This is a genomic window from Bordetella sp., assembly GCF_057362025.1.
Map to the genome: position 1 here is coordinate 1 of NZ_JBMQQZ010000040.1, position 20,830 is coordinate 20,830.

The 20,830-nt window shown below is 65.6% G+C and carries 21 protein-coding genes; 13 read left to right on the forward strand and 8 right to left on the reverse strand.

The window, feature by feature from the left end; all coding sequences use genetic code 11:
• On the forward strand, nucleotides 1-220 hold a 220-nt coding region (pgk, locus tag ACO1P8_RS09015), incomplete at its 5' end, for a phosphoglycerate kinase (RefSeq protein WP_486295549.1).
• A gap of 34 nt (nucleotides 221-254) precedes the next feature.
• Here the strand turns inward: pgk and yfcF are convergent.
• The 3 genes from yfcF to ACO1P8_RS09030 are packed head-to-tail and all read right to left on the reverse strand — an operon-like array spanning nucleotide 255 to nucleotide 3,182.
• On the reverse strand, nucleotides 255-884 hold the full coding sequence (gene yfcF, locus ACO1P8_RS09020; RefSeq protein ID WP_486295550.1) for a glutathione transferase: 630 nt from the start codon (nucleotides 882-884) through the stop codon (nucleotides 255-257).
• Nucleotides 885-914: 30 nt separating this feature from the next.
• A complete protein-coding gene (locus ACO1P8_RS09025; RefSeq protein WP_486295551.1) occupies nucleotides 915-1,469 on the reverse strand; it encodes a DinB family protein in 555 nt (184 codons plus the stop codon).
• Nucleotides 1,470-1,478: 9 nt separating this feature from the next.
• On the reverse strand, nucleotides 1,479-3,182 hold the full coding sequence (locus ACO1P8_RS09030; protein WP_486295552.1) for a sensor domain-containing diguanylate cyclase: 1,704 nt from the start codon (nucleotides 3,180-3,182) through the stop codon (nucleotides 1,479-1,481).
• A 316-nt stretch (nucleotides 3,183-3,498) separates the two neighbouring features.
• On the opposite strand from ACO1P8_RS09030, the gene ACO1P8_RS09035 reads away from it, so the two are divergent.
• Nucleotides 3,499-4,428 carry a DnaJ C-terminal domain-containing protein gene (locus tag ACO1P8_RS09035; RefSeq protein WP_486295566.1) on the forward strand — a complete coding sequence of 310 codons (930 nt, stop codon included), beginning with the start codon at nucleotides 3,499-3,501 and terminating at the stop codon, nucleotides 4,426-4,428.
• 68 nt (nucleotides 4,429-4,496) lie between these two features.
• Entirely contained in the window at nucleotides 4,497-5,123 is a 627-nt protein-coding gene (gene mog, locus ACO1P8_RS09040; RefSeq protein WP_486295553.1) for a molybdopterin adenylyltransferase, read from the forward strand.
• A gap of 101 nt (nucleotides 5,124-5,224) precedes the next feature.
• Here mog and ACO1P8_RS09045 read toward each other — a convergent pair whose 3' ends face one another.
• Nucleotides 5,225-5,605 carry a COG4315 family predicted lipoprotein gene (locus tag ACO1P8_RS09045; RefSeq protein WP_486295554.1) on the reverse strand — a complete coding sequence of 127 codons (381 nt, stop codon included), beginning with the start codon at nucleotides 5,603-5,605 and terminating at the stop codon, nucleotides 5,225-5,227.
• Nucleotides 5,606-5,753: 148 nt separating this feature from the next.
• Between ACO1P8_RS09045 and ACO1P8_RS09050 the strand changes: the two genes are divergently transcribed.
• Entirely contained in the window at nucleotides 5,754-6,092 is a 339-nt protein-coding gene (locus ACO1P8_RS09050) for a hypothetical protein (RefSeq protein WP_486295555.1), read from the forward strand.
• A gap of 4 nt (nucleotides 6,093-6,096) precedes the next feature.
• Here the strand turns inward: ACO1P8_RS09050 and ACO1P8_RS09055 are convergent, their stop codons facing one another.
• Together ACO1P8_RS09055 and infA are read right to left on the reverse strand one after the other, a co-directional pair.
• The gene (locus tag ACO1P8_RS09055; protein ID WP_486295556.1) at nucleotides 6,097-6,426 is read right to left on the reverse strand and encodes a hypothetical protein; all 330 of its coding nucleotides are present in this window, start codon (nucleotides 6,424-6,426) and stop codon (nucleotides 6,097-6,099) included.
• 173 nt (nucleotides 6,427-6,599) lie between these two features.
• Nucleotides 6,600-6,875 carry a translation initiation factor IF-1 gene (gene infA / locus ACO1P8_RS09060; protein WP_094840293.1) on the reverse strand — a complete coding sequence of 92 codons (276 nt, stop codon included), beginning with the start codon at nucleotides 6,873-6,875 and terminating at the stop codon, nucleotides 6,600-6,602.
• 519 nt (nucleotides 6,876-7,394) lie between these two features.
• Between infA and ACO1P8_RS09065 the strand changes: the two genes are divergently transcribed.
• Nucleotides 7,395-7,574 carry a DUF3311 domain-containing protein gene (locus ACO1P8_RS09065; protein ID WP_094840294.1) on the forward strand — a complete coding sequence of 60 codons (180 nt, stop codon included), beginning with the start codon at nucleotides 7,395-7,397 and terminating at the stop codon, nucleotides 7,572-7,574.
• Entirely contained in the window at nucleotides 7,574-9,067 is a 1,494-nt protein-coding gene (gene mctP / locus ACO1P8_RS09070) for a monocarboxylate uptake permease MctP (protein ID WP_486295557.1), read from the forward strand. Before ACO1P8_RS09065 ends, mctP begins: the two co-directional genes overlap by 1 nt.
• Here the strand turns inward: mctP and ACO1P8_RS09075 are convergent.
• Nucleotides 9,035-10,129, reverse strand: coding sequence for an acyltransferase family protein (locus ACO1P8_RS09075; RefSeq protein WP_486295558.1), 1,095 nt, complete (start codon nucleotides 10,127-10,129; stop codon nucleotides 9,035-9,037). The genes mctP and ACO1P8_RS09075 overlap by 33 nt on opposite strands.
• Before the next feature lie 424 nt (nucleotides 10,130-10,553).
• Between ACO1P8_RS09075 and phnC the strand changes: the two genes are divergently transcribed.
• The 4 genes from phnC to ACO1P8_RS09095 are packed head-to-tail and all read left to right on the forward strand — an operon-like array spanning nucleotide 10,554 to nucleotide 13,812.
• Nucleotides 10,554-11,396: a phosphonate ABC transporter ATP-binding protein gene (gene phnC, locus ACO1P8_RS09080; protein WP_486295567.1), complete on the forward strand. Its 843-nt coding sequence runs from the start codon at nucleotides 10,554-10,556 to the stop codon at nucleotides 11,394-11,396.
• Nucleotides 11,397-11,438: 42 nt separating this feature from the next.
• Nucleotides 11,439-12,434 (forward strand): phosphonate ABC transporter substrate-binding protein, encoded by a 996-nt coding sequence (phnD, locus tag ACO1P8_RS09085; protein WP_486295559.1) that lies wholly within the window; start codon nucleotides 11,439-11,441, stop codon nucleotides 12,432-12,434.
• Between the two features lie 32 nt (nucleotides 12,435-12,466).
• Nucleotides 12,467-13,264, forward strand: a complete 798-nt coding sequence (gene phnE / locus ACO1P8_RS09090; RefSeq protein WP_486295560.1) for a phosphonate ABC transporter, permease protein PhnE — start codon at nucleotides 12,467-12,469, stop codon at nucleotides 13,262-13,264.
• Between the two features lie 11 nt (nucleotides 13,265-13,275).
• Nucleotides 13,276-13,812 (forward strand): phosphonate degradation HD-domain oxygenase, encoded by a 537-nt coding sequence (locus ACO1P8_RS09095; RefSeq protein ID WP_486295561.1) that lies wholly within the window; start codon nucleotides 13,276-13,278, stop codon nucleotides 13,810-13,812.
• 13 nt (nucleotides 13,813-13,825) lie between these two features.
• On the opposite strand, the gene ACO1P8_RS09100 is transcribed toward ACO1P8_RS09095, so the two are convergent.
• Nucleotides 13,826-14,824 (reverse strand): Bug family tripartite tricarboxylate transporter substrate binding protein, encoded by a 999-nt coding sequence (locus ACO1P8_RS09100; protein ID WP_486295562.1) that lies wholly within the window; start codon nucleotides 14,822-14,824, stop codon nucleotides 13,826-13,828.
• A 474-nt stretch (nucleotides 14,825-15,298) separates the two neighbouring features.
• Here ACO1P8_RS09100 and ACO1P8_RS09105 point away from each other — a divergent pair, with 474 nt between their 5' ends.
• From ACO1P8_RS09105 to ACO1P8_RS09115, 3 genes are read left to right on the forward strand one after another with little or no spacing between them, the layout of a single operon-like run.
• Nucleotides 15,299-16,375, forward strand: a complete 1,077-nt coding sequence (locus ACO1P8_RS09105; RefSeq protein ID WP_486295563.1) for a mandelate racemase/muconate lactonizing enzyme family protein — start codon at nucleotides 15,299-15,301, stop codon at nucleotides 16,373-16,375.
• 32 nt (nucleotides 16,376-16,407) lie between these two features.
• On the forward strand, nucleotides 16,408-17,943 hold the full coding sequence (locus ACO1P8_RS09110) for an acyl-CoA carboxylase subunit beta (protein ID WP_486295564.1): 1,536 nt from the start codon (nucleotides 16,408-16,410) through the stop codon (nucleotides 17,941-17,943).
• Between the two features lie 23 nt (nucleotides 17,944-17,966).
• Entirely contained in the window at nucleotides 17,967-20,204 is a 2,238-nt protein-coding gene (locus ACO1P8_RS09115; protein ID WP_486295565.1) for an acetate--CoA ligase family protein, read from the forward strand.
• The last annotated feature ends 626 nt before the right edge of the window (nucleotides 20,205-20,830 follow it).

The following is a 20,830-nucleotide window of genomic DNA, read 5'->3' on the forward strand; positions in this document are numbered from 1 at the left end:
GTTCGAGCAGTTCTCGCACGGGACGGAAGTGATTGCCCGGGCGATCGCCGAATCCTCCGGCTTTTCCATCGCCGGCGGTGGCGATACGCTGGCGGCCATCGCCAAGTTCGGCATTACCGACAAGGTGGGGTATATCTCCACTGGCGGCGGGGCGTTCCTGGAGTTTCTCGAAGGGAAGACCTTGCCGGCGGTGGAGATTCTGCAGCAGCGGGCGGGGTGACGCGGGTATTGCGTTTTTCTGGTGCGTTCCTGCTTTAGGCGCGGCCGGCGATCCATCGTTGGATGGCGGGATGGTTCCACTGGTGTTGCGCGTAGGCGCGTAGCGGGTCGGGCAGGCTGTCGCCGGGAATTGCCAGGCGGTTCAGCATCGCGGCCAGGTCCAGGTCGGCCAGGCTCCAGGCGCCGAACAGGTTGGGCTGGCCGTGCGCGAGCAGGGCGGTGCCGACTCGGATCAGGCGGGCGGCGTCGCAATGCCCGGCGTCGCTGAGCGCTGCGGGCCGCATGCCGTCGAAAATGACTTCCGTCGGGCGTTCGCTGCGCAGCGTCTGCAGGTCGCTGCGCAGCCACGCCTGCACCTGCCGCGCCTGGGCGCGTGCACGCGTGTCGGCGGGATAGAGGGGCGCGTAGTCCGGCGCGGGGAAGGCTTGTTCCAGGTATTCGGCGATGGCGCTGGATTCGCTCAGGTAGAAATCCAGGTGCGCCAGGACCGGGACCTTGCCGATGGGCGAACGGTGCAGGAACGGCGCGGCACGCTGGTCCCCCTGGTCCAGGTCGACTTGCCTGACCTCGAAGTCCAGCCCTTTCACCTCCAGGGCGGCATATGCCGACAAGGCGTACGGGCTCAGAAACTGAGCATCGACGTATAGGGTCAGCGGTACGGCCACGGTCTCCTCCGGTTGGCGTGAACAGGAATACTAGCAGCGCGCGGGCAGTTCGTCCGGGACGAGGATAAGCAGATCCGTCACCCCGACCTCGATACCGGCCTGCGTCAGCAGGGTGCCCGCCTGCGCGCGGTGGTGGGTCTGATGGTTGAATACGTGCAGCAGCAGGCTGGCGGTCTCGCGCCGCGATGGGATGCCCTTGCTGTTGCGGTACGTCAATAGATAGGCAAGATCGCCGGGTTGAAGTTCCCCCACCCAGGCCGAGATGGCCGCGTCGATCGCCGTACGGCGCGGCCGCAGCGCCTGGAGGCTATCGAAGGGCCGGGCATCCAGCCGGTTCTCGACCGGCATGGCGGCGATGGGCGAGAGCGCCTGGCCCCGGCGCGCGGCCGGATGATCGAGGAAGCGCCGGAACCACATGGTATCGGTGACGATCAGATGGTTCAGCGTGCCCAGGATGGACCCGAAAAAGGCGCCACGATCGGTGCCCAGGGCATCGGCCGGCAAGGCGGCTGCCGCGTCCATCAGTTTCTCGTTCATCCAGGCGTTGTAGCGGGCCAGCAGCCGGAAATGGCGGATATCGGTCATGGGGTGGTCTCAGGCCGACAGGACGGCCCGATTGCGGCCGCGCTGCTTGGCGCGGTACAAGGCGTGGTCGGCGCTTTCGATGATGGTCTGGATGTCGCCGTCGCGCGCGCTGGCCACGGCGATTCCCAGGCTGATGGTGATGCGTATGGTGACGTTGTGATACTCGATCGGCGTTTGCTGCACATTGCGGCGCATGCGCTCGGCGGTGGCAAGGACGGCGTTCGGCGACGCCCCCGCGAGCAGGATGACGAACTCCTCGCCGCCGAAACGGGCGACCAGGTCCTGTTCGCGCACGGAAGACGTCAGGATTTCACCGACTTTGCGGATGGTCGCGTCGCCGGCACCGTGCCCATGGTTGTCGTTGACGAGCTTGAAGAAATCGATGTCCGCCATGATGACGGCGACCTGTCCCAGGCGGGCGCTCTGCTCGGCCATCAGCATGGCGGCCGCGTACAGGAAGGAGCGCCGGTTCAGCAGGCCGGAAAGCGGATCGATCCCCGCGGCCTTGCGCAGTTCGCTGATTTCCTGCACGTAGCGCTGTTCTTCGATCTGCGCCCGGCGCTGCGCGTGTTCGGCGCGCGCCTGTTCGACGTCCAGGCGCCGCATCAGCGAGCGCAGCGTGGCGGAAAGATCGACGATCTCGCGTGCGCCCGCCAGGCGCGGCAGCATGGTGACCGATTCGTCGCGGCCGAGGTGGCTGGCCGCCTTGGTCAGCGCGCGCAAGGGCCGGGCGATGCGCTGGGCGATGGTCCAGGTCAGGGCGATCCCGGCGATGCTGATAAGGATGCTCAGGATCAGGACCCGCCATTCCAGGCGCCGCACCGCGACATAGGCGTCGCGGGCGGGCTGTTGCGCCACGATGATCCAATTGCGGCCGGGATAGTCGCGATAACCCGACGCCAGGGCATAGCCGGTCAACATTTCGCCGGCATCGCTCTGCAGTTCGAAGTAGCCTTGGCGGGATGCGCGCATGCGGGCGATCTGTTCGTCGGAAAAGGGCTTGCTGCCCAGGTGAGGTCCGAGCAGCATGGTGCCGTCGGAGGACAGGATCCACAGATCCCGCACGCCGCCCGAGGTATCGGCCTCCAGCATGGCGCGGCGCACGTCGGCCGCCCAGGTCCAGCTCAGGTGCGCGCCCAGCACGCCGACCAGGCGGCCGTCCTCGACGATGGGCGCGGATATTTCCACGAAGCGAAAGCCTTTGCCGCGCGGCCGTTCCAGCAGTTCATTGAGCATGCGGGATTCGCGGACGTCGCCGATATTGGGCGATTCCCGGCCGCGCTGGAACCATAGGCGCTGCGCCACGGAGTCGCCCTCCAGCTTGCGCTGGGTGGCGGCGATCACCTTGCCGTCGGGGTCGGTGACGCCGATCCAGGCATAGTCCGTCATGGATTGCTGGCGCACCGTCAGCAGGCCGCGCAGGGTGCCGGGCGCCATGCTGCGCAAGGTCGGCCCTTCGGCAAGATTGCGGATTTCCCGGAAGCGCTCGAACATATCGCGATCCAGCGTATGGGCCATCGCGCTGGCGATATCGGCCACGTGCTGCTCGATCAGATCCCGGGTCTGGCGCTGCCCCATGTAGGCCGCGCCGCCGGCTGCCGCCGCCACCAGGGCCAGACAGAGGGTGCCGGCCAGCAGGACAATCTGCTGTTGGATCGTGAGTGGATGGCGACGAAACAAGCCTTGTGCCCGGCTGATGTGAACTTTACCCATTCTGTCGCAAAGACCGTCTGGGCGCTACATAATGTTCCCAATGTTGTATCGAAGCAGTAGCAGCGTTGCCCCTCTCATTCGAAAGGGGGATCGCCGGCCGCCCACCGGCGGTGTAGGGTTCAGGGGCCCATATGGCTGCCCTGCGTTGAAATCCGCCGATCCAGCCCGATATATCCACTATCTGAAAGTTTGTTCGGGATTACGGTAGCCTGGCGCATTGAATGCGGCGCGGAGGCGGCAGCGCGGTTGCGCCTGCGCCCAGGCGTGGGCAGGCCAGGGCCACCGTATGGCTAACCCGGAAGCGAGAGCGGGCGAAATGGAGTTCAAGGATTACTACGACATACTGGGCGTGACGCGGGACGTCGGCGAGGACGACCTGCGCCGCGCCTACCGCAAGCTGGCGCGGCAATACCATCCCGACGTCAGCAAGGAAGCCGACGCCGAAGTGCGCATGCGGGACATCAACGAAGCCTATGATGTCTTGCGCGACGCGGAAAAGCGGGCGGCTTACGACAACCTGGCGGCAGGCGTGTCCGCCAACGGCGCGCACCGGCCGCCGCCGGGCTGGGACCAGGGCTTCGAGTTCAGCTCCGCCCACGGCGGCGAGGATACCGACTTCAGCGAGTTTTTCTCGTCGCTGTTCGGCAATGCGACGCGCGGGCGCGCGCGCGGTTTTCGCGCGCGCGGCGAGGACCACCACGCCACGATAGAAGTGGATCTGGAGGACACGCTGCATGGCGCCACCCGGGAAATCAGCCTGCGGTCCATGAAGATGGACGAGCAGGGGCGGCCGCGCCTGCAGGAACGCAAGTTGAGCGTAAAGATCCCCCAAGGGATCCGCGAAGGGCAGCGCATCCGTCTGGCCGGCCAGGGCATGGCGGGCTACGCCGGCGGCGCGGCGGGCGACCTCTACCTGGAGGTCCGCCTGCGCCCGCATCCCCTGTACCGGGTGGACGGACGCGATTTGACGCTCAGGCTGCCCGTGGCGCCGTGGGAGGCGGCGCTGGGCGGTACCGTCACAGCGCCGACCCCGGGCGGACCGGTGGAAGTGGCGATACCGGCCGGGTCGCGCAACGGCGGAAAGCTGCGCCTGAAAGGCCGTGGCCTGCCCGGCAAGCCGCCCGGAGATCTGTACCTGGAGCTGGAAATCGCCTTGCCGCCAGCCAATACGCCTGCGGCGCAGGAAGCCTACCGGAATCTGCAGCGTCAAGCCCCCTTCGACCCGCGCGCCAAGTTCGGGCGTTGAGCCGGCCGTAACGGTGCGGAGGCGGCGGTATAGTTCGCGGAACGTATTCCGAACCGTCAGGTGCTTCCATGAGCCATACCGCCTCGCGTCTCACGCGCAGCCATCCCGATGAATTGATCGTCGGCCTTGTGTCCATATCCGATCGGGCCTCGCAGGGTACCTACGAAGACCTCGGCATCCCGGCCCTGCGCGATTGGCTGGGAGAGGCGCTGGCGTCGCCCTGGCAAGCGGTCGCCCGCCTGATACCGGACGAGCAGGCAGCGATTTCCGCTGCGCTGGTCGAGCTGGTGGACGACGTCGGCTGCGACCTGGTCCTGACCACCGGCGGCACGGGGCCCGCCCGCCGCGATGTGACGCCGGAGGCGACGCTGGCGGTAGCCACCCGCGAAATGCCGGGTTTCGGCGAGCAAATGCGGCAGATCAGCCTGAAATTCGTGCCGACCGCCATTCTGTCGCGGCAAGTCGCGGTGCTGCGTGAAACCGCCGATCACGCCGCGCTGATCATCAACCTGCCGGGGCAACCGAAGGCCATCAAGGAAACCCTGGAGGGTTTGCGCGACGCGCAGGGCACCGTGGTGACGCCCGGCATCTTCGCGGCGGTGCCGTATTGCATAGACCTGATCGGCGGTCCCTACATGGAAACGCGTCCGGACGTGGTCAAGGCATTCCGCCCGAAGTCGGCGCTGCGCAAGTAAAAGCCCGGCGAGTCAAAGGGCCGCGAATCGAAAAACCCGGCGGATCCGCCGGGTTTGTGCAGTGCGGGAGGAGGCTGGCGCGGGCGCCGGCCGTGCCCGGTCTACGGCTTGGCGATATGCCAGGAACCGCCGCCCGCGCCATCGCCGGTGGCCTGGCCCGGCTTGGTATCTTTCTTGAACGTGTACAGCGGCATGCCGCCGTATGCCCATTGCTTGCTGCCGTCATCGCGCGTGACGACGGTCCACTTGCCGGTGGGCTTGGCATCGCTGCCCGCGGCGAGAGGCGGCCAGTTGGCGGCGCATTGACCATTGCAATTGGACTTGCCCTGCGCGTCCTTGTCGTAGGTATACAGCGTCATGTTCTTCTGATCGACCAGGGCGGGGCCTTTGTCGGTCTTGCCTTGCATGGCCGGCTGGGCCTGTACGGCGGACACGGCGATCGCGCCGCAAAACAGGGTGATGGCGAGATATGAGCGTTTCATGGGGATTCCTTTTTCGGCTGACGAAACGGACCTTCGAAACCACGGCATGTCGATACCGCATCCCGTGCGCTACGACGCGCCGGGACCGCTTGAGCATACTCCTACTGCGCTATAGTCCGGGATCGTTATCGCACCAATGGGAGTTGCAATGATTCGTCGCGCAGGCGCCGCCGCCGTCGTGCTGGCCCTGGTCGGATGCTCGTCGACCAGCGATCTATTGAAGAAGGACCCGGTATTTTTCGGCCACACGACCAAGTCTCCGCAGGCTTACGCGCAATGCGTGGCCGACGGCTGGCGTGGCCAGGGGGAGCAGGTCAAGGTGGTGGCGATCAGCAACGGCTACGACGTGGTCGACGAAAGCGCGATGGGCATCAGTTCGGCGCTGCGCGTCATCGAGTACGCCAGCGGCAAGGTGGAAATCCGCATGTCGTCGCGTTCGTCCTTTGGCGCGCAGGGGCTGGTGCAGACCGCCAACCTGTGCATGTAGGCCGTCAGGGCCGCGCGGTGGCGGCGTGCTCGCGGATATCCTGGCCCGCGTCCGGCCGCGGTACGCCGCCGTCCGTGGCGGTCAGCGCGGCGTAGTGGTCTTGCGCGGCCTGCAATGCCTGGGTCAGGTATTCATACAGGCGGCGCTGTTCTTCCACGAAATCATCGAACTTGATCTGCGCGTGCGCGTAGGACAGCCCGGTGTGCCGCAGGCTGCTGATGAAGGCCGCGCGGGAGCGGCCCAGCAACCGCCAGCCGCGGTCCGCCAGCGCAAGCTGTTTTTGTAGTTCGGTGACGCGCGCGGCCGCGGCGCGCAATTCCTGTTCGGTAGCCATGGGCGGCCGGTGGGGTATTTCCGCAAAGCCGCTACATTAGCGCACGCGGCAGCCTCGCATTCGGTGGAAATCGGGGCGAAACCCTGGCCGTTTCGACAGCGCTCGTGCGAGGGCAAGCCAAGGCCTGCCGCGTTCCCGGGGTGAACCGGGCGGGCATGCCAGGCCGCCGGGACTTAGCGGCGGGCAGAGGGGCGATAGCCCGTTCCGCTGGGGCGCGGTGCGGGGTTGGCGTCCTTGTGGCGGAAATTGATGCGGCCCTTGGTCAAATCGTAGGGCGACATTTCCAGCGTTACGCGATCGCCCGCCAGGATGCGGATGCGGTGCTTGCGCAGGCGGCCGGACGCATAGGCGCCGACTTCAACGCCGTTGTCCAGCGTGACGCGGTAGCGCGCGTCGGGCAGCACTTCGTCGACGATGCCGTCGAGTTCAATCAGTTCTTCTTTCGCCATGGAAGTCTCCAGAAAAGGTAAACCGTCGCGCCATGCCGCCGCGCGGCAACAGGCACGCGGCCGGGACGGCCGGTCGGTCGCGCCCGGGGACGCGAATGATGGAAAGGCGAGGACGCTGGCCGTCAGGGCGGCGAACCCGTCAAAACGGGTGCTTGGTCGCGGTCAGCCCATGCGGCGGGACCGGAAGAAGCGGGTGAGAGCGGCAGAACCGCCGGAATGCGGCGGAAATCGCGAAAGGCGATGTCCGTGCTATGGAAATACGTCACGCGATAAAGTTTAGTTCATTTTTACCCTGGTGTAAACCCGAATATCGAGAAATCGGCGTGCCGCCAGCCGGCGGCAGCGGCTTCCGCGGCATGCCATATGCCCGCGCGGCATGCAAGGTCTTTTATTTGCGGTGCTCCGGAATACGGGAGTATTCTGCGGCCTCGCCAACGGCGGCGCCATCCCGCCACGTCCGGCGTCATGTCCGATCGCGCGACAAAATCGAGAGACAACCTTCTTACAACGAGTCTAGGCATGTGGATTCTTCTATTGCTGCCGTTCATCGGCCTGCTATGGGTGCCGTTCTATAACCAGGCCCTGCCCGAGCTGTTCGGTTTCCCTTTCTTCTATTGGTATCAGCTCCTGTGGGTGCCGATCACCGCGTTCCTGACGTGGATCGTCTACCGCAGCCAGCGCAAAGAAGGGGACGAATAATGAGCGGCCAAATCAACTGGACCGCCTTGAGCGTGTTCGTTTTCTTCTTCGTGCTGGTGACCGTCATGGGCTTCGCGGCGTCGCGCTGGCAGCGCGGCGAGACGACGGCGCATCTGGATGAATGGGGCCTGGGCGGACGCCGCTTCGGTACCTGGATCACCTGGTTCCTGGTCGGCGGCGACTTCTATACCGCGTACACCGTCATCGCCGTGCCCGCGCTGGTCTACGCCGTGGGCGCCTACGGGTTTTTCGCGCTGCCGTACACCATTCTTGTCTATCCCATCGTCTTCGCCATCATGCCGCGGCTGTGGCGGGTGGCGCAGAAGGCCGGACACGTCACCTCGGCCGACGTTGTCTATGCGCGCTTCCAGTCGCGCCCCCTGGAGCTGGCCATCGCCGTCACCGGCGTGCTGGCGACGATGCCCTACATTGCGCTGCAGCTGGTCGGCATGGAAGTGGTCATCAAGGCGCTGGGCCTGACCGGCGAACTGCCCCTGGCGGCAGCCTTCGTGATCCTGGCTCTGTACACCTATTCCGCCGGCCTGCGGGCGCCCGCGCTGATCGCCTTCGTCAAGGACCTGATGATCTATATCGTCGTCCTGGTGGCCGTTGTGCTGGTGCCGGCCAAGCTGGGCGGCTACGCCGCGGTGTTCTCCTCTGCCGGCGCGGCGTTCGCCGCGAAAGGCGGTGCCACGGGACTGACGCTGAAGGCATCGCAATTGCTTCCGTATGCGACGCTGGCGCTGGGGTCGGCCCTCGCGGCCTTCATGTACCCGCACACCTTGACCGGTATCTTCGCCGCCAAGAGCGCCGACACCATCCGCAAGAACGCGATCTTCCTGCCGGCCTATACGCTGCTGCTGGGCCTGATCGCCATGCTGGGCTACATGGCCTACGCGGCCAACCTGCATCCGCAGACGCCCAATGACGTGGTGCCGGCGCTGTTCAATTCGCTGTTCCCCAGCTGGTTCACGGGCTTTGCCTTCGCCGCCATCGCCATCGGCGCCCTGGTGCCCGCGGCCGTAATGTCGATCGGCGCGGCCAACCTGTTCACGCGCAACTTCTGGAAGGCCTACGTGAACCCGTCGGTGACGCCGGCGGGCGAAGCCAAGGTGGCCAAGATTGTTTCGCTCGTCGTCAAGGTGGGCGCCCTGGTCTTCATCCTGTTCGTGCCCACGCAGTTCGCGCTGGACCTGCAGCTGCTGGGCGGCGTGTGGATCCTGCAGACTTTCCCCGCCGTGGTGTTCGGGCTGTTCTTCGGCTGGTTCCGCGGCGGCCCGCTGCTGCTGGGCTGGCTCGTGGGCCTGGGCACCGGCACCACGCTGGCGTACATGGACGGCATCAAGCCCGTGCACGCGTTCGTGGTGGGCGGCGACACCTATGGCATCTATACCGGCCTGGTGGCCCTGGCGGTGAACATCATCGTCGCGGTCGTCGCGCAGCTTGTGGCGGGCATGATGTCAGGCTCGCAGGGCGCGCGCCGGAGCGCCTGACCTATCGCCGGACTTGACGCGCTCGCGTATCCTATCGACCTTGCTATCGATCATGCTCCACAGCAATGCTGCCAGCAGCAGCGATAGCAGCACATTCAGGGTCGAGATCGCCAGCGCGTCGGTCAGGTCGATCCAGCCGGCGGCCTGATGCACCAGCAGGATCGCCACCGAATGCGAAATATAGATCGGGTAGCTGAGCTGCCCGATTTTTTTATCCAGGCGATGCCGTGCCTGGTGGATAAAGGTCAGCGGCAGGATGCCGGCGAACGCCGCCAATGCCAGCGCGTCGCGCAGGTTGTGGTTGATCGGCACGGAAAAGTGGAACAGCGTGTAGACCACGAACAGGCCGGTGGCCAGTTCCGGCAGGTAGCGCACGCGCTCGCTCAGCCGCTGCCACATCGGCAGCAGCAGCCGGTGCGACAGCGCGCCGGACAGGAACAGGGCCAGTTCCAGCGGGAAGAAGCGGTAGGTCCATGGGTCCGACTGCGCCACGCCGGCGTGCAGCAGTATCGCGCGCAACGCCAGCGATGCCAGGAACAGCACCACGACGCGGCGCAGCGAGCGCAGGACGAACGGGGCGATGAGGTAGAAGCTGAGCTCCACGCCCAGCGTCCATGCCTGCGGCACGAGCAGGCCCTGGTACAGCGGCACGTCGCTGTCGGCGTAGCTGCCGGTCAGGACCAGCGAGCCGCCCTTGATGCCGAAGAACATCAGCCAGTCCTGGCCGACGATGAATAGATTGGCCAGCATCAGGAACAGGTCCGCGCTGTTGGGGCTGCGCCGATAGACGTCCAGGAATTCGGGATTGGCCACCCAATTCAGTGCCAGGGCCACCGCCGCGACGGCGAAGTAGGTCGGAAACAGCCGCAGAAGCCGATTCTCGTAAAAGCGCCCCGTGCTGCGATAGACCTCGTTGGTGTTCAGGATATAGGAGATCAGGAACCCCGAGATTACATAGAACAGCTGCACCGCAAGCCGTCCTCCCACCAGCATATTGCCGCCGTTGAAAGGTGAATGATCCAGTACCACCGATAGCGCGAATAACGTCCTGAGCAAACCCATGGGCGACCTCCCGTGCCCCTACACACGGCCCGATTCTGCGCGTCCGCCGCAGGGGCGCGCGTCATCCATAAGAAGCGCAGTTGTCCCATATGCTTTGGGCGCAACCGGGGCACATGCGGCGCTGCGCCATGCTCATGCATAAGTCCGCATGGCTGCATCGGAATTTCGGGGATGGGGCGTTTTAGCGACCGAAACCGCCGGAGAAACCGCCCGCGCGCATGTTGGGACGCCCACGCGCGAAATGCGCGGTCCGCTCCTGCGGCCGGATTAATGCGGCCGCAATGCAGCAACGGTTTTCGTTTCATTTTGATGACGAACACACATGCCGTCACTAAAACCTGGCTGAATGTCTCATGACATGGTCATGAGCCTGTCATCGGGCCTGCCCAGACTACTCGCATCTTCCGAATGCGAGATCCATGCGATGAGTTATGCAATCGATGTGCGCGACGTCAGCAAGTCCTTCCGCGCCGGCCAGAAAGCCCTGGATGGGGTCAGCCTGCAGGTGCGCGACGGTGAGATGGTGGCCTTGCTGGGCGCATCCGGATCCGGCAAGTCGACGCTGTTGCGTCACCTGGCCGGGTTCGTCGCGGCCGATGGCGGCGCCGGCGAGATCCGCGTCAACGGCGACCTGATCCAGCGCAACGGCCGCATCAGCCGCGACGTGCGGCGCGCGCGCGCCCGCATCGGCTTCGTCTTCCAGCAATTCAACCTGGTGGGCCGCCTGCCGGTCATTACCAACGTGCTGGCTGGCATGCTGCCGCGCGTGCCGCTGTATCGCAGCCTGTTGCGCTGGTTCCTGCGCGGCGAGATCCAGGTGGGGCTGGACGCCCTGGCGCAGGTCGGCATCGAAAGCCACGCCTTTCAGCGCGCGTCCAATTTGTCAGGTGGCCAGCAGCAGCGCGCGGCCATCGCGCGTACCCTGGTGCAGAACGCCCGTACCATCCTGGCCGATGAACCGATCGCCTCGCTGGACCCCGAATCGTCGCGCCGCGTGATGGATACGCTGGCGCAAATCAATCGCACGCGTGGCGTCGCCGTCGTGGTGTCGCTGCATCAGGTCGATGTGGCCATGCGTTATTGCCCGCGTGTCGTTGCCCTGCGCCATGGCAAGGTCGTCTACGACGGCCCCTCATCCAAATTGACCGCCGAAATGCTGCAGGACCTGTATGGCGCCGAGCTGGGCGAACTGATGCCCGCGGCGGCGCCGGCTGCTGCCGAAACACCGCAGTCCCCGATGGGCCGTCCGCAACTGGCGGCGGCCTGATTTCTGTTTTCACTTTCCACCGCAAGACACGGAGTTACCCTCATGCTTCGCAGAACTTTTTGCGCCCTCATCGCCACGGCGGCCATTTCCGCGCCGGCATTCGCCCAGGACGCGAAGATCCTGAACTTCGGCATTATCTCGACGGAATCGTCGAGCAATCTGCGCAGCGGATGGCAGCCTGTCATCGACGACCTGAGCAAGGCCCTCGGTGTTCCAGTCAAGCCTTTTTTCGCTTCCGACTATGCCGGCATCATCGAGGGCATGCGCTTTAACAAAGTGCAGATGGCGTGGTACGGCAACTTGTCCGCCATCGAAGCCGTGGACCGGTCGCAGGGCGAAGTCTTCGCACATGTGATCGATAAGGACGGCAATCCCGGCTACTGGTCGGTACTGGTGACGGCCAAGGACGGCAAGGTCAAGTCGCTGGACGACGTGCTGAAGAACGGCAAGACCCTGAGCTACGGCGCGGGCGATCCGAATTCGACCTCCGGCACCGCTGTTCCCGGGTACTACCTGTGGGGCGCCAACAAGATCGATCCCAAGTCTTTCTTCAAGAACTTCCGCATCGCCAATCACGAAACCAATCTGCTGTCGGCGATGAATGGCCAGGTCGATGTGGCCATCACCAATACGGAAGCGCTGGAGCGCTACAAGGTCAACACCGGCAAATCGCCGGAAGACAAGATCAGCATCCTCTGGAAGTCGCCCCTGATTCCGGCCGACCCGCTGGTGTGGCGCGCCGATCTGCCGGCGGCCCTGAAACAGAAGATCCAGGGCTTCTTCGTGAATTACGGGCAGAAGGGTCCCGACGCGGCGCAGGAACTCGAAAAGCTGAAGAAGCTGGGCTACAAGGGCTTCGTCGCGTCCGACAATACGCAACTGCTGCCGATCCGCCAGATCAACCTGGCCGGCCAGCGCGCCAAGGTCGAAAGCGATACGACCCTGAGCGCGCAAGCCAAGCAGCAGAAGCTGGCGGAGATCGACGGCAAGCTGGCCGACCTGGCCAAGCAGGTCGCCTCCGTCAAGTCGCAGCAGTAAGCGACGTCGCAGCGAATAGGTAAAGACATCCCATGAGTGCCACCTTGTCTCCGGCGCGGCCCGCGCCTCAACCGCCCAGGGGTTCGCTGCCCGCCATGCTGGCATGGGCGATCATCATCGCCGTGCTGGCCGCGTCGTGGCAGGGGGCCGACATGCGCCCGCTGGACCTGTTCCGCGATTCCGGGAACATGTCGCAGTTTCTGCAGGATTTCTTTCCGCCGAATTTCCGCGATTGGCGCATGTATCTGGAAGAGATGCTGGTTACCGTGCAGATCGCCATCTGGGGGACTTTCCTGGCGGTGGTGCTGGCGGTGCCCATGAGCCTGCTGTGTTCTTCCAACATCGTGCCGGCGTGGGTGCACCAGCCCGTGCGCCGGCTGATGGACGCCTGCCGCGCCATCAACGAGATGGTGTTCGCCATGCTGTTCATCGTGGCGGTGGGCCTGGGGCCGTTCGCCGGGGTGCTGGCCCTGTGGGTACACACCCTGGGCGTGCTGGCCAAGCTGTTCTCCGAGGCGGTGGAGGCCATCGATCCGCGGCCCGTCGAAGGCGTGCGGGCTACCGGCGCGGGCGCGATCGAAGAGATCGTCTTCGGTGTCATTCCGCAGGTCCTGCCGTTGTGGATTTCCTATTCCTTGTACCGCTTCGAATCCAACGTGCGCTCGGCATCGGTGGTGGGTATCGTGGGCGCGGGCGGCATCGGGATGGTGTTGTGGGAAATCATCCGCAGCTTCCAGTACGGCCAGACCTGCGCGGTGATGATCATCATCATTCTGTTCGTGACGGCCATCGACGTGCTGTCCTCGCGCATTCGTAAAATCTTTATCTGACTGCCTCCATCATGTCCGAAGCCCTGACCCTGTCTCGCGTCGAAAGCCTGTTTTCGGGCTACGGCAGCGCCTATTACGGCCGCGAGGCCGTCACCCAGACCGAACACGCACTGCAATGCGCGGCGCTGGCCGAACAGGCCGGCGAGTCGACGGCCACTATCGTCGCCAGCCTGCTGCACGATATCGGCCACCTGCTGATGGCCGAAAGCGCGCTGGAGGATAAGCGCCATCAGGACATCGGCGCGCGCGCGCTGCTGGGCCTGGTCGGTGAAAGCGTGGTCGCGCCGGTGCGGCTGCATGTGCCCGCCAAGCGCTATCTCTGCACCGTGGACACGGGCTACTGGGATACGCTGTCCCAGGCCTCGAAGGACACGCTGGTGCTGCAGGGCGGCCCTTTCACGCCGGACGAGGCCCAGGCGTTCGAACGCCTGCCGTATTTCGCCGAAGCCGTGCGTCTGCGCAAGTACGACGACCTGGCCAAGGTGGCGGGGGCGGCCACGCCCCCGCTGCGGCATTACCTGGATCTGCTCGAAACCGTCGCGGCCTGAGACCGCGGCCCGGTCAGTTCATTTTGATATTCAGCGACGTGATGATGCCGCGCCACCTCTCGGTATCGTCGCGGACCTGCTGCTGGAACTTCTGCTGGGTCCAGGTATCGACCGCCAGCCCCTGCTCCAGCATCTTCTTTTGCGTACTCGGGTCTTTCAGCGCCTGGTTGATCGCGTCGTGCAGTTTGGCGACGACGGCTGGCGGCGTGCCCGCGCGCACGAAAACCCCATACCAGGGCTCGTAGTCGAATCCCTTGACGCCGGCTTCCTGCATCGTGGGCAGGTCAGGCAGCGAGGCCGCGCGCCGCGCGCCGGAGGTGGCCAGCGGCCGGACCTGGCCGCTGCGGATATACGGCAGCACCGCCGGGATGGTCAGCAGCATGGCTTCGATGCGGCCGGAGATCAGATCCGTGATGGCGGGACCCGATCCCTTGTAGGGGATGTGGGTCAGTTTCAGGTTCTCCTTGGATTGCAGCCACGCCATGGGCAAATGCCCAGCGCTGCCGACGCCGCCCGAGCCGTAGTTGACCGCGCCGGGGTGGGCACGGGCGTAGTCGAGGAATTCCTTGATGTTGTGGACCGGCATGGAGTTGGTCACCACCAGCACATTGGGCGTCTGACCCACATAGGCGACCGGCGTGATGTCTTTCTGCGGCTGGTAGCTCAGGTGCGGGTATAGCGTCGCGTTGAACGCGAAGCCGATGTGTTCCAGCATGATCGTGTAGCCGTCGGGATTCGATCGCGCCAGCATGGTGCCGGCAATCGTGCCGCCGGCGCCGCCACGGTTATCGGCCACCACGGTCTGTCCCAGGATGCGGCCCAGCTTGTCGCCCAGGATCCGGCCGATGATGTCGGTCGTGCCGCCGGGCGCGTAGGGAATCAGCAAGGTCACCGGCTTGGCCGGCCAGTCGTCCTGTGCGCACGCGGGCACGGGGACTGCCAGTGCGGCGCATACCGTTGCCGCCAGGGCGACCAGCCATCCACGCGAGACGCCGGGACGGCGCTTGCGCATGCCGGGCGACGGGGCCGTCGCCCTTTGACGCCGCCGGCTCGGACTCCGGGTCGAGGAAAAAAAACTTGCCGCGCGGTCCGGTATCACCTCGCCGCCCTTCTTATGGTTGTCCTGCATCGCTGCCTCCGTTGATGCGCGTTGTCTCCGTGCGCTTCCGCTGCTTGCGGCGGAACGCCGTACTGCGCCGCGGCTGCCCGCGAGGGCACGTCGCGTCTCCTGTGGTGCGCGCAGGGGCGCGCATGGTTTTGTTATGGTTGTCGTAATTACAACTACTATTTTGCGGATTGTGATACGCGAATGCTTGGCGCGTCAATCGGGCAAAAACGCGGGGGAATATCGGGGCCGGATTTGTCGCAGCGCAATAATCACGGCCTCACCGTTGCGGCTCCCAGATTATCGTAGTAGTGTACGCAACAACCATTATTTTTTTGCGTATTCCGTTGCGCGTTTCCGATATTCCCTTGGCGAGGTCGCATGAGCAAAATTCGCAAGGTCACGCTGCGCCGCTTGCGGTTGCCGCTATCCACGCCGTACCGGCTGTCATACCGAACCTTCACGGAGTTCGAGCCCTATCTGGTGCAGCTGGAGGACGACGGCGGGCGGCGGGCGTTCGCCGACGGCCACGTATCGCCAGGCTCCAGCAGCGAAACGCGGGAAGGGGCGTGGGCGTTCTGCCTGGAGCAACTGGCGGCGCTGCCGGGGCGCGATACCGCGCAAGCCAAGGCGGGGCTGCTGGCACGCTTCCAGGACAGCAAAGTCGCCGTTACCGCCATGGTCTGCGCCATCGAGGCATTGGAGGGTTCGCCCTTCCTGGACGTGGCGCGAGACACCGTGTTGCCCCTGCTGGTACCCGTCAGCGCGCTGGAGCCCGCCGCCATCGCCGAGGAAATCGACCGGCGCATCGCCGCCGGCTTCACGGTGTTCAAGGTCAAGGTCGGCAAGGACGTCGCCGCCGATGTGGATCGTGTCCGCGCCATCCAGCGCGCGGCGGACGGGCGAGCCAGCCTGCGCCTGGATGCCAATCGCGCCTATAACCGGGCCGATGCCCTGGCCTTCGTCGGTCAGCTGGACCCCGCGGGAATCGATTTGTTCGAGCAGCCGTGCGACGCGGACGACTGGGATGCCAATGCCGCCGTGGCGCGGGCCAGCCCCGTGCCGCTGATGCTGGACGAACCGATCTGCGCGCTGGGCGACATCGACCGTGCAGCTACCCTGAGCAACGTCGGCTACTGCAAGCTCAAGCTCAAGCGCTTCGGCAGCCTGGAGCGGCTGGCGGAAGGCCTGGACCGCGTGCGCGGCAACGGCATGCGCCCGGTGCTGGGCGATGGCCTGGGCAGTGAAATCCACAACTGGATGGAAGCCTGCGTGGCACGCACCACCATCGACAACGCCGGCGAGTTCAACGGCTTCCTGAAGCATCCGGACAAGCTGTTTCGCCAACCGTTGGGCTTCGAGCGCGGCGCCGTCGCCATGCCGGCCGGCTATCGCCCCGAACTGGACCAGGCCGCCATCGACAGGCTGACGGTGGAAAGGCGCGATTTTCCCGCCTGAGCGGCGCCGCGCATCGATAGGAGGAGAACCCCATGCCCCATGAAGAATCCCTGGCGGAACTGGATCGGCGGCGCACAGCCGCGCGCGCCATGGGCGGCGAGGACAAGCTGGCCCGGCGGCGGGCCGGCGGCGACCTGAACGCGCAGGAGCGCCTGGACCAACTGGTGGACGCGGACAGCTTCATCGAACTGGGAGTGCTGGCCGCGTCGGCGCGCTTCGAGCTGGACGCTGCCGAGACGCCGCGCGACGGCAAGCTGGTGGGTTTCGGCCGCATCGATGGCCGCGACGTCGGCGTGGTGGTGAACGATTTCACGACCAAGGGGGCCTCCACCAGTGCGACCAATTCCCGCAAGATGGGCTATGTGCGCAAGGCCTGCACCGAGCGCGGCATGCCTTTCGTGCACGTGGGCGAATCCACCGGCGCGCGCCTGCCCGATGCCATGGGCTCGCGCGGCATGGGCGCGCTGCTGGGCAACGACACCACGCAGTTCCGCCGCATGCGCGAAACCCCCTGGATTTCCGCCGCCCTGAATACATCGTTCGGATCGTCGGCCTGGCTGTGCTGCTGCGCCGACTTCTCCGTGATGAAGAAGGGGTCGATCATGTCGGTATCCAGCCCGCGGCTGGTATCGATGGCGATCGGCGAGAAAGTCGACCTGGAGGAACTCGGCGGCTGGCGGCTGCACGCGGAACAAACCGGGCTGATCGATTACTTCGTCGACACCGATGAAGAGGCCATGCGCGCCATCCGCCGCTTCCTTTCGTATATGCCTTCGCACAACGGCCAACTGCCGCCGGTGGCGGAGGTGACGGAAGGGTCGGGGGAAGGGCAGGAGCGCATCCTGGATATCCTGCCGGAGAAGCGCACGCAGGTCTACAACATGAAGAAGATCCTGGAGATCATCTTCGACCGCGATAGCCTGCTGGAAATCAAGGCGCGCTTCGGCAAGCCGCTGGTGGCCGCGCTGGGCCGGCTGCAGGGCCAGGTGGTGGGCATTATCGCCAACAACCCGATGTCGGGCGGCGGCGCCCTCTCGGCCGAAGCCTGCCGCAAGGCGGTGGACTTCACCGTGATGTGCGACAGCTTCAATATCCCGCTGATCCGCTTCATGGATACGCCGGGTTTTGTGGTGGGGCTGGACGCGGAGCGGCGCGGCGCGCCGGGCCACATCATGAACTTCATGAACGCCACCTGCCTTACCACGGTGCCGCAGATCACTGTGCTGTGCCGCAAGGCCTATGGCCGCGCCTATGTCGCCATGGGCGGCGGCGCCCACAACGATGTCATGGTGGCCTGGCCCACTGCCGAGGTCAGCTTCATGGACCCGGTGTTCGCCACCAATATCGTGCACAACAAGACGCCGTCGGACGAGGGGTTCGCAGAGGCCCTGGCGGATATCCAGAAAGACCTGGAAGTCTGGGACATGGCGCGGATCTTCTCCGCGCAGGATGTTATCAAGCCGCAGGAAACGCGCGCATTCCTGATTCGCATGCTGGACGTACACCGGCGCCGCCGTGCGGGCGGAATCGGCGAACACCTGATGCGAACCTGGCCCACCAGTTACTGAGGCCGCCTCCGGGGGAAAGCACTATGACGGGACGCAATCCGGCGCGGGACATCATCGTCCGTGCGCGCGAGGAACATCGCCAGGCTCTGAGCGAGGCCGACGGCAAGGCGCTGCTGGCGGCCTTCGGTATCGCCGTTCCGCGCGCCGTGGTGGCTCGCGATGCGGACGACGCGGCCGCGCGGGCGGCCGAGCTGGCGGGCCCTTTCGTGACGAAGGTGGTGTCGCCCGATATCCTGCACAAGTCCGATGCGGGCGGCGTCGCGCTGAATCTGGCCGATGCCGCCGCGGTGGGCGCGGCCGTCCGTGCGATGGCGGCGCGGCCGGCCATCGCCGCCGCGCGGGTGGACGGCTGGCTGGTGGAGGAAATGGCGCCGCGCGGCATCGAGGTGGCGGTAGGGGCGGTGCGTGATCCGCAGTTCGGCCCGCTGATCATGGTGGGCCTGGGCGGCATTTTCGTCGAAGTATTGAAGGACGTGGCGTTTCGCATTTGTCCCATTACGGAGGCGGATGCGTGGGCGATGCTGGACGAGCTGCGCGGCGCCGCGTTGTTGCGTGGCGCGCGGGGCCAGGACCCGATGGACCGGCATGCGCTGGTGCGTGCGCTGATGGCGGTGGGTGGCAAGGGTGGGGTGCTGGAGGCGCTGGGCGAAGACCTGGCCGAACTGGACATCAATCCGCTGATCGCTGCGCCGGCCGGCGTGTGCGCGGTGGATGCGCGATTCGTACTGACACCGCCAGCGGAAGCGAGCCCCGTCGACAAGGTATCCGCCGCATCGCCATCGATCTTCGCCGCCCCGCCGCGCGGCGGCGAAGATATCCTTGCCTATTACCGGCCGCTGTTCCGTCCGCGTACGGTTGCCGTGCTGGGCGCTTCGACACGCAGCGTGGCGATCGCCAACACATTCATCCGTCGCCTGAAAGCCTACGGCTACGACGGCGCCATTTATCCCATCCACCCCACTGCGGCCGAAGTGGAGGGCCTGCCGGCCTATCCGAGCCTGGCCGAAACCCCGCAACCGGTGGACTATGCCTATGTGGCGATCGGCGCCGCGCAAATCCCCGATGTGCTGGGCGCGGCGGCGGGGCGCTGCCGATTCGCGCAGGTGATTTCCTCCGGCTTCGGTGAAACCGAGGATGGCCGCGAGGCACAGCAGGCCTTGGTCGAACGGGCACGCTCGGGCGGCGTACGTGTGCTTGGGCCGAATTGCCTGGGCACGTATTCTCCTCGCGGCGGACTGACGTTTCCCGCCGATGCCCCCAAGGAAGCGGGCGCTATCGGTATCGTGTCGCAGTCGGGCGGGTTGTCCACCGATATCATCAAGCGCGGTCAATGGCGCGGGCTGCGCTTTAGCGGACTGGTGACGATCGGCAATAGCGCCGATATCGCGCCGCACGATTTGCTCGAATACTTTCTGTACGACCCCGATACCAAGGCGGTGGGCCTGTACCTGGAAGATGTCAAGGACGGCCGGGCGTTTTTCGAGCTGCTGCGCAATGCGCCGGTGGCCAAGCCGGTCGTGATCCTGAAGGGCGGCACGACGAGCCTGGGGCGGCTGGCGGCCAGCTCGCATACGGGCGCGCTGGGCGGACACGAACGCGCCTGGGACGCGCTGGCGGCACAGACGCCGGTCGCGCTGGTGCAGACGGTCGACGAGTTCATCAATGCCTTGTTGGCCCTGCAACACCTGACGCCACGCCCGCAACGGCCGACGCGCGTCGTGACCTTGTTCGGCAACGGCGGCGGGTCCAGCGTGCTGGGGGCGGACAGCTTCGCCCGCGAAGGACTGGCGGTCGCGCCTTTCGGCAAGGCGGCGCGCGAGGCGCTGGAGGCGTTGGGTTTTCCACCGGGGACGAGCGTGCTGAATCCTATCGATACGCCGGTGCGGTCCTTGCAGGAGAAGGACGGCTGGGTGGCGGGCGAGATCCTGGACCTGGTCTACGAACACGCGCGGCCCGACGCGGTGGCCATGCATTTGAACCTGGCGGCTTTCGTGGGCCGGGGGTCGGTGGATCCTATTGGCAATCTGCTGGCGGTGGTGGAACAGACGCAGCGCAAGTGGGCGGGACAGGCGCATTTCCTGCTTGCCTTGCGGGGCGATGGGTCGCCCGAGCTGGACGATAGCAAACGAGCGTATCGGGAAAGGGCGCGGGCGGTGGGTGTGCCGGTGTATGACGAGATTCCGGATCTGGCGAAGGCGTTGGCGGTGGTGGCCGTTCTGGAGGACCGGTTGGCGGCCTGGCAGGCGGCGCATCAGCGGTAGGGATTTGGCGGTTGCGGGTGGCTTGTGGGTGCCGTGCGTTGATCGATGCTGTTCGTGGGTGGTTTGCTGGTGCCGTGCGGTGATCGGTGCTGTTCGTGGGTGGTTTGCTAGTCCCGTCCGTCGTGGGTGGTGCCTGTCGGGGCCAGCCCGGAGGAGCCGGTCCGGCGCTTTCGCGCCGGACTTCCGCGTCGTCATCTTCGTACGGCGGCCGAGGTGGCGGCGGTTTTCTTGCGGTTTTTTTTGCCCGGCCGTCCTCCCTTCAGATTCCCGCGCGCGGCTCCAACGGGCTGGCCCCGACAGGCACCACCCCCGCCGGACTCCGGTTTGCCTTGATTACGGTCGCTGCGACGAGTTGGGTTCTTGCGCTTCGTGGGCGGCGGATGCTGCCGCTGGAAGATTCTGCAGTGCACGTCGCATCGAGGCCGCCCAGCGCGGCCCCGCTGCGCCTACGCGGTGGTTGAATGCGGCGGGCTGCATGCGAATGGCGGCGCGTTTACCATGCCACGTAGGGCCTGTCAGAATTTCTGTGTTTAAAGCATTGGGATGCCGTACCACTTTTGATCTGCAAAGTTCATGCTACCTCAGTGATATGGGTCGGTGAAGCGTTCTGCATAGATGATGGCGAA

Coding starts and splice junctions, on each gene's coding strand:
- ACO1P8_RS09025 (WP_486295551.1), bottom strand. CDS start 1,469: ATGACCGATATCCGCCATTTCCGGCTGCTGGCCCGCTACAACGCCTGG.
- ACO1P8_RS09030 (WP_486295552.1), bottom strand. CDS start 3,182: ATGGGTAAAGTTCACATCAGCCGGGCACAAGGCTTGTTTCGTCGCCAT.
- ACO1P8_RS09035 (WP_486295566.1), top strand. CDS start 3,499: ATGGAGTTCAAGGATTACTACGACATACTGGGCGTGACGCGGGACGTC.
- mog (WP_486295553.1), top strand. CDS start 4,497: ATGAGCCATACCGCCTCGCGTCTCACGCGCAGCCATCCCGATGAATTG.
- ACO1P8_RS09045 (WP_486295554.1), bottom strand. CDS start 5,605: ATGAAACGCTCATATCTCGCCATCACCCTGTTTTGCGGCGCGATCGCC.
- ACO1P8_RS09050 (WP_486295555.1), top strand. CDS start 5,754: ATGATTCGTCGCGCAGGCGCCGCCGCCGTCGTGCTGGCCCTGGTCGGA.
- ACO1P8_RS09055 (WP_486295556.1), bottom strand. CDS start 6,426: ATGGCTACCGAACAGGAATTGCGCGCCGCGGCCGCGCGCGTCACCGAA.
- infA (WP_094840293.1), bottom strand. CDS start 6,875: ATGGCGAAAGAAGAACTGATTGAACTCGACGGCATCGTCGACGAAGTG.
- ACO1P8_RS09065 (WP_094840294.1), top strand. CDS start 7,395: ATGTGGATTCTTCTATTGCTGCCGTTCATCGGCCTGCTATGGGTGCCG.
- mctP (WP_486295557.1), top strand. CDS start 7,574: ATGAGCGGCCAAATCAACTGGACCGCCTTGAGCGTGTTCGTTTTCTTC.
- ACO1P8_RS09075 (WP_486295558.1), bottom strand. CDS start 10,129: ATGGGTTTGCTCAGGACGTTATTCGCGCTATCGGTGGTACTGGATCAT.
- phnC (WP_486295567.1), top strand. CDS start 10,554: ATGAGTTATGCAATCGATGTGCGCGACGTCAGCAAGTCCTTCCGCGCC.
- phnD (WP_486295559.1), top strand. CDS start 11,439: ATGCTTCGCAGAACTTTTTGCGCCCTCATCGCCACGGCGGCCATTTCC.
- phnE (WP_486295560.1), top strand. CDS start 12,467: ATGAGTGCCACCTTGTCTCCGGCGCGGCCCGCGCCTCAACCGCCCAGG.
- ACO1P8_RS09095 (WP_486295561.1), top strand. CDS start 13,276: ATGTCCGAAGCCCTGACCCTGTCTCGCGTCGAAAGCCTGTTTTCGGGC.
- ACO1P8_RS09100 (WP_486295562.1), bottom strand. CDS start 14,824: ATGCGCAAGCGCCGTCCCGGCGTCTCGCGTGGATGGCTGGTCGCCCTG.
- ACO1P8_RS09105 (WP_486295563.1), top strand. CDS start 15,299: ATGAGCAAAATTCGCAAGGTCACGCTGCGCCGCTTGCGGTTGCCGCTA.
- ACO1P8_RS09110 (WP_486295564.1), top strand. CDS start 16,408: ATGCCCCATGAAGAATCCCTGGCGGAACTGGATCGGCGGCGCACAGCC.
- ACO1P8_RS09115 (WP_486295565.1), top strand. CDS start 17,967: ATGACGGGACGCAATCCGGCGCGGGACATCATCGTCCGTGCGCGCGAG.